This window comes from Streptomyces sp. NPDC002032 (genome assembly GCF_042890765.1).
In the GTDB taxonomy this organism is placed as follows: domain Bacteria; phylum Actinomycetota; class Actinomycetes; order Streptomycetales; family Streptomycetaceae; genus Streptomyces.
Genome location: NZ_JBIASM010000022.1, coordinates 19928 through 31811, shown reverse-complemented (window position 1 = coordinate 31811; position 11884 = coordinate 19928). Strand labels below are relative to the sequence as shown.

Sequence of the window (11884 nt, the reverse complement as noted above, 5' to 3'; positions counted from 1 at the left end):
GCACGGGGGTGCGGGGGTGTTACAGGCCGACCTCGCGCATCAGCATGCCGACCTCGGTGTTGGTCAGGCGGCGCAGCCAGCCCGACTTCTGGTCACCGAGCTCGATCGGGCCGAAGGAGGTGCGGACCAGCTTCTCCACCGGGAACCCGGCTTCGGAGAGCATGCGGCGGACGATGTGCTTGCGGCCCTCGTGGAGGGTCACCTCGACCAGGTAGTTCTTGCCGAGCTGGTCGACGACGCGGAAGTGGTCGGCGCGGGCGTACCCGTCCTCCAGCTCGATGCCGTCCTTGAGCCGCTTGCCGATGTCGCGCGGCAGCGGGCCGGTGATCGCGGCGACGTAGGTCTTCTTCACGCCGTACTTCGGGTGCGTGAGGCGGTGGGCCAGCTCACCGTGGTTGGTGAGGAGGATGATGCCCTCGGTCTCGGTGTCGAGCCGGCCGACGTGGAAGAGGCGGGTCTCGCGGTTGGTGACGTAGTCGCCCAGGCACTGGCGCCCGTCCGGGTCCTCCATGGTGGAGACGACGCCGGCCGGCTTGTTCAGCGCGAAGAACAGGAACGACTGGGTGGCGACGGTCAGGCCGTCCACCTTGATCTCGTCCTTCGGCTGGACGCGCTTGCCCTGCTCCAGCACGATCTCGCCGTTGACCTCGACGCGCGCCTGCTCGATGAGCTCCTCGCACGCGCGGCGCGAGCCCATGCCGGCCCGGGCGAGGACCTTCTGCAGTCGCTCGCCCTCCTCCTCGGCGCCCGGGAAGGTCTTCGGGGTCTTGATCACGGGCTTGTCGGCGTACCGGTCGCGCACGCGCTCCTCGATCCGCGCCTCCAGCTCGCGCGGCTTGGACTGGCCGCTCCGGCTGCCGGGGCCGCTGCGCGGGCCGCCCGCTCCGCCGATGCCGGGGGTCCTGGAGGTCTTGGGGCCGCCCTTGGCACCACCGCGCGCGGCAGCGCCACGGGCACCGCCGCCACCGGCACGGGGGCCGCTGCGCCCGTTGCGCTCGCCCTCGGGGCCGACGTCGTAGCGGCGCTCCTCGGGGCGGGGGTTGCGGATCCGGGGCGCGGGCGCCTGGTCACGGTCGCGGGAGTCGGAACCGCCCTGGTAGCCGCCGCTCTGGTAGCCACCGGAGGACGAACCACCGCGCGAGCCGCCGCTCTGGTAGCCACCACCGGACGAACCACCACGGGAGCCGCCACCCTGGTAGCCACCACCGGACGAACCACCACGGGAGCCGCCACCCTGGTAGCCACCACCGGACGAACCGCCGCGCGAGCCGCCACCCTGGTAGCCACCACCGGAGGAGGACCCTCCGCGGGAGCCGCCGCCTGCGGAGCCGCCGCGCGAGCCGCCGGACGAGCCCCCGCGGGAGCCGCCGCCCTGGTAGCCGCCGCCCGAGGAGCCGCCTCGTCCGCCTCCACCGCCGCTGTTCCTGTTACCGCCGCCGTTGCCGTTACCGCTGCTTCGCATCAAAAATTCCGTCGTCTTGTCGTCATTCATGAGTATCCGGCGCGTACGGTGCGTCCGGATCGAACGACGGCACACCCTCCAGCGTCTCGGCTTCGATCGCGTCCGCCTCGGGGAGGAAGGGCGCGAGCTCCGGGAGCTCGTCCAGGCCTCGCAGGCCCATCCGCTCCAGAAAGTAGTTCGTCGTCCTGTACAGGATCGCACCTGTTTCGGGTTCCGTCCCCGCCTCGGCCACCAGACCCCGCTGCAGGAGGGTCCGCATGACCCCGTCGCAGTTGACTCCGCGGACCGCCGAGACCCGCGAGCGGCTGACCGGCTGGCGGTACGCGACGACCGCGAGGGTCTCCAGGGCCGCCTGGGTGAGACGGGCGTGCTGGCCGTCCAGGACGAAGGCCTCGACGGCGGCCGCGTAGGCGGGCCGGGAGTAGAAGCGCCAGCCGCCGGCGACCTGCCGCAGCTCGAATCCGCGCCGCTCGGCCGTGTACTCGTCGGCCAGCGCGGCCAGCGCCCCGGCGACCTCGCGCGGGGTCCGCTCCAGCACCTTGGCCAGGTGCTCCGCCGTCGCGGGCTCGTCGACCACCATCAGGACGGCCTCCAGGGCGCCCTTGAGGTCCAGCGCCTGCGTCGTCATTCCCGTACCTCCACGACCTGGTCGAACTCGTCCGTCACCGTCGGCATCCCGTCGCCGTCCCCGCCGGTCCACCGCACCGTGAGCGTCAGCAGGGCGTCCTCCTGGTCGAGGGAGACCGCCTTCTCCCGGTAGAGCTCCAGGAGGGCCAGGAAGCGCGCCACGACCGTGAGGGTGTCCGGGGCGTCCTCGGTGAGCTCCTGGAAGGTGGCCTCGCCCCGCGCCTTGAGCACCCGTACGACGAGCCCGGCCTGCTCCCGCACGCTGACGAGCGGGGCGTGGATGTGGTCGACGTAGACCTCGGGCTTCGCCTTCGGCTGCATGGCGCGCACCGCGAGGCGGGCGAAGCCCTCGGCGCCGATGGCGATGACGACGTCGGGCAGCAGTTCGGCGAGGTGCGGCTCCAGCCCGACGGTGCGCGGGTGGCGGCGGCCCTCGTCCTCGGCCCGGGTCTCGAAGATCGCGGCGATCTGCTTGTACGCCCGGTACTGGAGCAGCCGGGCGAAGAGCAGGTCGCGGGCTTCCAGCAGGGCCAGGTCGGCCTCGTCCTCGACTTCGGCGACGGGCAGCAGCCGGGCGGCCTTGAGGTCGAGCAGGGTGGCGGCGACCACCAGGAACTCGGTGGTCTGGTCGAGGTCCCCGTCGGGGCCCATGGCGCGGATGTGGGCCATGAACTCGTCGGTGACCTGGGACAGGGCGACCTCGGTCACGTCCAGCTTGTGCCGGGAGATCAGCTGGAGCAGCAGGTCGAAGGGGCCTTCGAAGTTCGCCAGCCGCAGCGTGAACCGGCCGTCACCTCCGGCCGCGGGCTCCTCGCGCGCCGCGACGGGCCCGCCTGCGGCTTCGGGGGTCCCCGTGGCCCCTTCCCCGCTCCCGGTGGCCGTGGGGGCCTCAGCGGGCGCCTCAGCGGCTTCCTCGGGGGCGGGCTCCCCGGGGGCTCCCGGGCCGCGCCCGAGGCTCCGGCGGGCGGGGCGGGCGGCGGGGTGGTTCGGGGGCATCGGGGTCCAGGGTGGGGCGGGGGACGGCCGGACGGCCATCAGCAGCCTAGGCCCTGTCCGGGAGGATGTCCGGGTACGCCCCCGCCCGGGTCCGCGGCGTCGCGGCCGCCGGCGGCGGCCGCGCGGGCGGCGGGGGCCTCACGGCGGTCGCGACGGCCCGGGCGGCGCGGTGGCCGGCGGGCGGGCGGTCAGCGGCCGCGCAGGCGGCGGACGAGGATGCTCGCGTCGCCGCGGGACTCCAGGTCCGCGAGGACCACCGCGACCGCCTCGCGCACGATGCGGCCGCGGTCGACGGCGAGGCCGTGCTCGCCGCGGAGCACCAGACGGGCGTGCTCCAGGTCCATGAGCTCCTCGGCGGAGACGTAGACCGTGATCTTCTCGTCGTGCCGCTCGCGCCCGCTCGGCCGCCGGTTGGCGCCCCGGCCCTGCCCCTTGCCGGACCGGGGCGAGGACGCCCCGGCGGAGGTGGCAGAACCTTCCTGCGGCCTGCGCTGCGGGCCCACGCCGGGCTCGCCGGGCTCCCGGCCGCGGGCGTCTCCCGTGGTCCTCGCCGTGCCGTCCGCCGGTGCGGCCGAGCGCTCCGCTCCGGCGGCCTGCGCCTCGTCGCCGCCCCGCCTGGGCGAGGACGACTGCAGGGCCGTGCCCCCGGTCGTACGGAACAGTTCGTCGGCTCCGGGCAGACTCACTCGGCGGGACACCGGGCGAGCACCTCCCTGGCCAGCTGGCGGTAGGCGGCGGCGCCGACGGAGTTGGACGCGTACGTGGTGATCGGCTCACCGGCGACCGTGGTCTCCGGGAAGCGGACCGTCCGGCCGATGACCGTGTGGTAGACGTGGTCGTCGAAGGCCTCGACGACGCGCGCCAGCACCTCGCGGCTGTGCACCGTACGGGAGTCGTACATCGTGGCGAGGATGCCGTCGAGCTCCAGCTCGGGGTTGAGCCGCTCCTGCACCTTCTCGATGGTCTCGGTCAGCAGCGCGACACCGCGCAGCGCGAAGAACTCGCACTCCAGCGGGACGATGACCTTGTGAGCCGCCGTCAGGGCGTTCACGGTCAGCAGACCGAGCGAGGGCTGACAGTCGATCACGATGTAGTCGTAGTCGGCCATCAGCGGCTTGAGCGCCCGCTGGAGGGTCGACTCGCGCGCGACCTCGCTGACCAGCTGCACTTCGGCGGCGGACAGGTCGATGTTGCTCGGCAGCAGGTCCATGTTGGGGACCGCCGTCTTGAGCAGCACCTCGTCGGCCGACATGCCCCGCTCCATGAGCAGGTTGTAGACCGTCAGGTCGAGTTCCATCGGATTCACGCCGAGGCCCACGGACAGCGCGCCCTGCGGGTCGAAGTCGACGAGCAGCACGCGGCGCCCGTACTCGGCGAGCGCGGCACCCAGGTTGATGGTCGACGTGGTCTTGCCCACGCCGCCCTTCTGGTTGCACATCGCGATGATCTTCGCGGGACCGTGGTCGGTCAGCGGACCCGGGATCGGGAAGTACGGCAGCGGGCGTCCGGTCGGGCCGATCCGCTCACGGCGCTGGCGGGCAGCGTCGGGGGCGAGGGTGGCCGCGTACTCGGGGTCCGGTTCGTACTCCGCGTCGGGGTCGTAGAAGTGCCCTTCGGGCACGTTGTCGTAGTCGGCGAAACCCACGGGCTTTTCGCCGCTCGGGTCGCCGGCCCTGGAGTTCACGTCTAGGCCGTCCATGCTCTTTTGGGGCGTCGTCATGTGCTGGTGGTTTGCGAAGGTGCGGACTGCGACGGAGCCCACGGCTTCGAGCCCGGCAGGACCTTGGCCCCGCTCAGGCACGTCTGCTCGACCACCCCCAGGAGCAAATGTCGACTCATTCACAAGTCGTCTTACCTCCTCGGACGTGACCAGGACACTTATCGATAGGTCAGCGTTGCACCATGCCGACGGTTGGCGACTCTATGGCGTGTCACCGCCCAGCGGCAACACAATCCGCCGTACCCGACGCGTTGTGTCGGCAACCGAACACCACTCTGTCAAGGGCGTACGAGCTGTCGCCGCGAAGTTTCGCGGGTGTGCGAAAGGGTTAAAGGGTTACGTTCGAGGCGAGTTGAACGGGGTCACCGGTACCGCCGCAAACGCGTCCGGCCGGACCTCGGGGGCAAGGTCCGGCCGGATACGTGAGATTGACGTCAGTCGTTGACGGCTCAGCCGAGCAGGGTGTTCAGCTCAAGGGTCGGCAGACCGTGCGCGTCGGCGACGGGACCGTAAACCACCTGGCCGTCATGGGTGTTGAGGCCCAGCGCGAGCGCCGGGTCACGGCGCAGCGCCTCGGCCCAGCCGAGGTTCGCGACCTGCACGATGTAGGGCAGGGTCGCGTTGGTCAGCGCGTAGGTGGAGGTGTTCGGCACCGCGCCCGGCATGTTGGCGACGCAGTAGAAGACCGAGTTGTGGACCATGAAGGTCGGCTCGGCGTGGGTGGTCGGACGGGAGTCCTCGAAGCAGCCGCCCTGGTCGATCGCAATGTCGACAAGGACACTTCCGGGCTTCATCTTGGCGACGAGCTCGTTGGTGACCAGCTTCGGGGCCTTCGCACCCGGGATCAGCACCGCGCCGATGACGAGGTCGGCCTCGATGACGGCCTTCTCCAGCTCGAAGGCGTTGGAGACGATCGTCTTGATCTTCGTGCCGAAGATCTTGTCGGCCTCGCGGAGCTTGTTGATGTCGCGGTCCAGCAGGGTCACGTGGAAGCCCATGCCGATGGCGATCTGCGCCGCGTTCCAGCCGGAGACGCCGCCGCCGATGACCACGCACTCGCCGGCGTGGGTGCCGGGGACGCCGCCCGGGAGCACGCCGCGGCCGCCGGCCGAGCGCATCAGGTGGTAGGCGCCGACCTGCGGGGCCAGCCGGCCCGCGACCTCGGACATCGGGGCGAGGAGCGGGAGCTGGCGGGCGGCCGTCTCCACCGTCTCGTACGCGATGGCGGTGGTGCCGGACGCGAGGAGGGCGTCCGTGCACTCGCGGGAGGCCGCGAGGTGCAGGTAGGTGAAGAGGGTCTGGTCCTTGCGGAGGCGGTGGTACTCCTCCGCGATGGGCTCCTTGACCTTCAGCAGCAGGTCCGCGGTCGCCCAGACCTCATCGGCGGTACCGAGGATCTCGGCACCGGCCGAGACGTACTCGGCGTCCGTGATCGAGGAGCCGACACCGGCGTTCTGCTCGACGAAGACCTGGTGGCCGTTGCGGACCAGCTCATGCACACCGGCGGGCGTGATGGCGACCCGGAACTCGTTGTTCTTGACCTCGCGGGGGATGCCGACCTTCATCGTCGATCACGGTCCTTGGCTCAGGGGATATTACGGGGCACTTCCATACATACCCGCCCACAAGAACGCGCAACGGGATGCACCACGAGATGACGTGGTGAAGCCAGTCTAATGAAGGATGAGTCGCTGTCTAGCCTTGCAAACGAATAATCTTAGTCGGAACTACTACGGATTTCGTAGGCTGCCGGGTCATCTCCCAGCAATCTGTCGGCTGCCGACCGGTGCAGCCTGGCGGCCGCGGGGTCTCCCAGCCGGTCCAGCGTGTCGGCCAGCCGCACCTGGAGCGCGGCCTGCAGCCGCAGGTCCCCGGCCCGGCGCGCGAGCTCGATCGCCTCGCGGCAGGTGTGCAGCGATTCCTCGGGCCGTCCCGCGTATTCCTGGACCCGCGCCATTTCGCTCAACGCCTTTGCCTGGCCCGGGACATCGGCCAGCCTGCGGTACCCCGCGGCGGCGGCCCGCCAGCTGCGCAGCGCCTCCCCGTAGCGGCCCGCGTAGGTGTGCACGTTGCCGAGCCGGCCGTACAGCCTGGCCTCGTCCGCCCGCTCGCCCCGGGCGAGGGCGTGGGCGAGGGCCCGGCCGAACCAGTCGGAGGCCCGCGGCCAGTCCGCCAGCTCCTGGTACGCGCCGCCTACGGATTCCATCGCGCGGCCCGTCGCGTACGGGTCCCCGGCGGCCTTCCCGGCGTCCAGCGCGGCCCGGTACCGCTCCAGCGCCTCCTCGGTCCGGCCGGTCTCGGCGTCCAGATCGGCCAGGTTCAGCAGCGCGGCGGCCCGCTCGCGGTGCAGGCCGCGCCGCTCGGCCACGTCCAGGACCAGCCGGTGCAGCCCGTACAGCTCGGGGGCTGCGGCCTCCGTGCCGCGGTGCTCGGCCAGGGCCCGGACCAGGGCCGCGACCAGCCTGCGCGCCAGGGTGTCCAGCCCGCCGTCGGCCACCGCCAGCTGGGCGGCGGCGGTCAGCGCGGGGAGCCGGGTGTCGAGCCAGCCGGCGGCGGCGCGCCGGTCGGGGAAGCGCAGGGCGCGCGGCATCCCGTCCAGCCGCTCGCGCAGCAGGTCCTCGTCGTCCTCGGCCATGGCCCGGCAGGAGGTCAGCAGGCGTACGGTGCGCTCCAGCATCCGGGCCCGGGCCAGCTGTACCTCGGCGGGCCGCTCCTTGGTCTCCAGCAGGGCCTGGATCAGCGGGGCGAGGCAGCCGGGCAGCAGGAACAGGCCGTCGGGCGCGTGCCGGACGAGGCCCAGCCCGGCGAAGTCCTCCAGGGTGGACTGCGCGGCCGCGACCGAGCAGCCGGCGAGGGCCGAGGCGGTGTGCGAGTCGAGGATCCCGGCCGGCGCGAGCGGCAGCAGCCGCAGGGTGCGCTGGGCGGGCTGCGGCAGGGACTCGTAGACCAGCCGGAAGGTGCGGGCCAGCGGGCCGGCCGCGGCGGGGGGCATGTCGTGCAGCTGCTTGGCCACGTCCGCGACGGCGGCCTTGGGGTGCGCGGCGAGCCAGCCCCCGGCGAGGGCCAGGGCGGCGGGCTGCCCCCCGCACTCCTCGGCGAGGCCTTCGGCGGCGCGCGGGTCGACGGTGACGCGGGTGTCCCCGATGGTCCGGGACAGCAGTTCGACGGCGGAGGGGGTCTCCAGGCCGCCGAGGGTGCAGGGACGGACGTCCGGGATCCCGGTGAGCGGCCCTTCGGCGGTGACGACCACCAGGCACTCGGGGGTGTCCGGGAGCAGCGCGTCGACCTGCTGCGGGTCGGCGGCGTCGTCGACGAGCAGGATCACCCGGCGGCCGGTGAGGGCCTCGCGCAGGGCCGCGCTCAGATCGTCCTCGCAGGCTCCGGGCGGGGTGGGCCGCCCGAGCCCCTCCAGCAGGGTCCGCACCGCCCGCTCGGTGGCGACGGTCTCCCCGCCGGGGGTGGTGAGCCGCACCCGGAGCAGACCGTCGGGGTACTGGTCGGCCACCTCGCGGACGAACGCCTCGGCGAGCGCGGTCCGGCCGGAGCCGGGCCGTCCCGCGACGAGCAGCACCCGCGCGCGGGGCGCCTTGGCCTTGCGGCCCGAGAGGGTGTCGAGCCCGGTCCGTGCGATGTCCTCGCGCAGCTCCTTGAGCTCACGCCGCCGCCCGACGAAATCCGCCACGGATCCGCTCCTCTCGCTGCCTTCGGGTTGCGAGCGTAGTTCACGCAGAGCGACGACCCGTGGGGAGCGTGGCGGACAGATCGCCCAATCGGATCAGCGGATGTACCTACTTATACGCCCGGCCCGGCGGCCCACACCGGCTCCCCGCCGCCGCGCCTACCCCACTTCCCGGCGCGCCACCCGGCCCCGGCGCCCTCACCCCGCCGCGCGCCGTCCGGCCCCGGCGGGCCTCACCGTCTTCACGCCGCCGCGCCGGACTCCATACGCAGGGCGGGGCCGCTGCCTCGGGCCGGGGCCCGCTCGTCGCCTGCGGGTGCGTTCGCCGCTGCGCGGGGCGTGATCCCCTACCCGCCCTTCCACCGTTCCCCGGGCTCCGCCCGGCCCCGTCACCCCACGGCGCTCCGCGCCCGCGCCTCAAACGCCGGCGAGGCTGAAGTTGCCGCTCGAAGCCCAAGGAGACGACTCACACCCGCCGAAATCCAGCCCCGCCGGCGTTTGAGGCGCGGGGGTCCGGGGGCTGGCCCCCGGCAGCCGGCCCGCACACGGCCCCCGTCCCGCCGGCGTCTGAGGCGCGGGCCCGGGGCGTACGCCGTCGCGTCGGCGGGGGGTCAGGCTTCGTAGGGGCGGGCCGGCCAGGGGGAGAGGGGCGGGCGGAGGGTGGTCAGGGCCGGGTCGGCGGCGAGGGCCGCCGAGAGGGCCAGGACCCCCGTCGCCAGCGCCGCGTTGGACAGCTCGCCCGCCAGCACGCCCCGCACCAGCTCCGCCACCGGCACCCACGCCACCTCCATGTCGGCCTCCTCCGAGTCCTTCTCCTCGTACCGCACCCCCTCCGCCTCCGAGACCCCCCGCGCCAGGAAGATCCGGACCGCCTCGTCGGAGCCGCCCGGCGAGGAGAAGAAGTCGACCAGCACCCGCCAGTCCTCGGCCTTGACGTACGCCTCCTCGTACAGCTCCCGCTGCGCCGCGGTCAGCGGGTTCTCCCCGGCGACGTCCAGCAGCCCGGCCGGCAGTTCCCACAGCCGGTGGCGCACCGGGTGGCGGTACTGGCGGATCACCAGCACCCGGCCCTCCTCGTCCAGCGCCACCACGCAGACCGACCCCGGGTGGACCTGGTAGTCGCGGCGCACGACCGAGCCGTCCGGCATCCGCACCTGGTCGGAGGCCACGGCCGTCTTGGCCCCCTCGAAGGGCCGCCGGGTCGCCAGTGTCTCCCAGGTCTCGGACGTGTCCTTGATGACGTTGCCCATGCCGAATGCCTCCAGAACGCGCGACAGCCGGGGTACGGAACTCCGTACCCCGGCTGCCTACGTTACCGAGCGTCAGGCCTTCTGCTGGCGTTCCACGGCGGCCTTGACCAGGCCCGCGAACAGCGGGTGCGGCCGGGTCGGGCGGGAGCGGAGCTCCGGGTGGGCCTGGGTGGCCACCAGGTAGGGGTGGACCTCGCGGGGGTACTCGACGTACTCGACGAGCTTGTTGTCCGGGGAGGTGCCGGAGAAGACCAGACCGGCCTTCGTCTCCAGCTCGCCGCGGTAGGCGTTGTTCACCTCGTAGCGGTGACGGTGGCGCTCGTCCACGTACGCCTCGTCGCCGTAGACCTCGCGCACGATCGAGCCCTCGGCGAGCTTCGCCGGGTACATGCCCAGGCGCATGGTGCCGCCCAGGTCGCCCGCGCCCTCGACGAAGGCCAGCTGCTCCTCCATGGTCGAGATGACCGGGTGCGGGGTCGAGGCGTCGAACTCGGTGGAGTTCGCCTCGGCGATGCCCGCCAGGTTGCGCGCGGCCTCGATGACCACGCACTGCAGGCCCAGGCACAGGCCGAGCAGCGGGATCTTGTTCTCGCGGGCGAAGGTGATCGCGCCGACCTTGCCGTTGACGCCGCGGTCGCCGAACCCGCCGGGCACGCAGATCGCGTCCACGTCACCGAGCACGGCCGCGGCACCCGCCGGGGTCTTGCAGTCGTCGGAGGCGACCCACTTGATCTGGACGCGGGCCCGGTTGGCGAAACCGCCGGCGCGCAGCGCCTCGGTCACCGACAGGTAGGCGTCCGGCAGGTCGATGTACTTGCCGACCAGCGCGACCTTGACCTCGTGGTCGGGGTTGTGGACCCGGTCCAGGAGGTCCTCCCACACCGTCCAGTTGACGTCGCGGAAGGGCAGGTCGAGCTTGCGGACGACGTAGGCGTCCAGGCCCTCGGTGTGCAGGACCTTGGGGATGTCGTAGATCGACTTCGCGTCGATGGCCGCGACGACGGCGGCCTCGTCCACGTCGCACATCAGCGAGATCTTGCGCTTGATGGAGGTGGGGACGTCACGGTCGGCGCGCAGGACGATCGCGTCGGGCTGGATGCCGATGTTGCGCAGGGCCGCGACGGAGTGCTGGGTGGGCTTGGTCTTCAGCTCGCCGGAGGGGCCGATGTAGGGCAGCAGCGAGATGTGCACGACGAAGACGTTGTCGCGGCCGACCTCGTGGCGGACCTGGCGGACGGTCTCCAGGAACGGCAGCGACTCGATGTCGCCGACGGTGCCGCCGACCTCGGTGATCACGACGTCGACGTCCGCGGTCGCCATGCGGCGGATGCGGTGCTTGATCTCGTTGGTGATGTGCGGGATGACCTGCACGGTGTCACCGAGGTACTCGCCGCGCCGCTCCTTGGCGATGACCTGCGAGTAGACCTGGCCGGTGGTGACGTTGGCCGAGCCGTCGAGGTCGACGTCGAGGAAGCGCTCGTAGTGGCCGATGTCCAGGTCGGTCTCGGCGCCGTCGTTGGTGACGAACACCTCACCGTGCTGGAACGGGTTCATCGTGCCGGGGTCGACGTTCAGGTACGGGTCGAGCTTCTGCATCGTGACCCGCAGGCCGCGCGCCTTAAGCAGCGCACCCAGGCTGGAGGCCGTCAGCCCCTTGCCGAGGGACGAAGCGACACCCCCGGTGACGAAGATGTGCTTGGTCGTCATGGCTGTGCTGTTTCGAAAAGCAGCGGGCGGCATAGCCAAGAGGGGGCTCCCGTGGTCGCGAGGTGAGGTGCGTCCGGCGCCGTTCCGCGGAGACCGGAAAGGGTCCCTGGGGGCGCCGAAGCTGCGGTTTCGGGGTTCCTGATTCGCACAGGCAGACCACCGGTCCACGGGGTACCAGCCTATCAGCGCCTCGGACGGTCCGCCTCCGGGCGCGCGCCGCGAAAGGGCCGCCCGGCCCCTTCCCCGAACCCCGGCAACGGCCCCGACCTGGGCATTCGTCCAGGTCACCCGTTCAGCCGAGTCACATTGTCCCAAGACTTCAGGAGATCACTAGGGTGCCGTCATACCCTGCTCGGATACCGCTGCACATCGCCGCCGAGCAGCCCGGCAAACGGCGTAACCGCGCCACATCCGGCAATCTAGGGCTCGACGCGGGGATCCCT

Annotated in this window: 8 protein-coding genes and 1 pseudogene; all 9 read right to left on the bottom strand. The window is 72.3% G+C overall.

The genetic code is table 11. The features are described from left to right. Positions 1-19: 19 nt before the first annotated feature. Complete coding sequence (locus ACFYYT_RS32780; protein ID WP_388610299.1) at positions 20-1462, bottom strand: pseudouridine synthase; 1443 nt, start codon at positions 1460-1462, stop codon at positions 20-22. Positions 1463-1465: 3 nt separating this feature from the next. Beyond that, a pseudogene (scpB, locus tag ACFYYT_RS32775) lies at positions 1466-2090 on the bottom strand (SMC-Scp complex subunit ScpB); the annotation flags it as partial. Further along, a complete protein-coding gene (locus ACFYYT_RS32770) occupies positions 2087-3085 on the bottom strand; it encodes a ScpA family protein (protein ID WP_351830144.1) in 999 nt (332 codons plus the stop codon). The pseudogene scpB and the gene ACFYYT_RS32770, both read right to left, overlap by 4 nt. Before the next feature lie 188 nt (positions 3086-3273). Then, positions 3274-3783: a hypothetical protein gene (locus tag ACFYYT_RS32765; RefSeq protein ID WP_362865410.1), complete on the bottom strand. Its 510-nt coding sequence runs from the start codon at positions 3781-3783 to the stop codon at positions 3274-3276. Beyond that, a complete protein-coding gene (locus tag ACFYYT_RS32760; RefSeq protein ID WP_351830561.1) occupies positions 3768-4886 on the bottom strand; it encodes a ParA family protein in 1119 nt (372 codons plus the stop codon). Before ACFYYT_RS32760 ends, ACFYYT_RS32765 begins: the two co-directional genes overlap by 16 nt. A 368-nt stretch (positions 4887-5254) precedes the next feature. Continuing rightward, positions 5255-6370 carry an alanine dehydrogenase gene (ald, locus tag ACFYYT_RS32755; RefSeq protein WP_351830563.1) on the bottom strand — a complete coding sequence of 372 codons (1116 nt, stop codon included), beginning with the start codon at positions 6368-6370 and terminating at the stop codon, positions 5255-5257. 152 nt (positions 6371-6522) lie between these two features. Further along, positions 6523-8487, bottom strand: a complete 1965-nt coding sequence (locus tag ACFYYT_RS32750; RefSeq protein ID WP_351830564.1) for a tetratricopeptide repeat protein — start codon at positions 8485-8487, stop codon at positions 6523-6525. A 608-nt stretch (positions 8488-9095) separates the two neighbouring features. Further along, complete coding sequence (locus ACFYYT_RS32745) at positions 9096-9734, bottom strand: NUDIX hydrolase (protein ID WP_351830566.1); 639 nt, start codon at positions 9732-9734, stop codon at positions 9096-9098. 72 nt (positions 9735-9806) lie between these two features. Next, entirely contained in the window at positions 9807-11474 is a 1668-nt protein-coding gene (locus tag ACFYYT_RS32740; protein WP_351830576.1) for a CTP synthase, read from the bottom strand. Positions 11475-11884 lie beyond the last annotated feature (410 nt).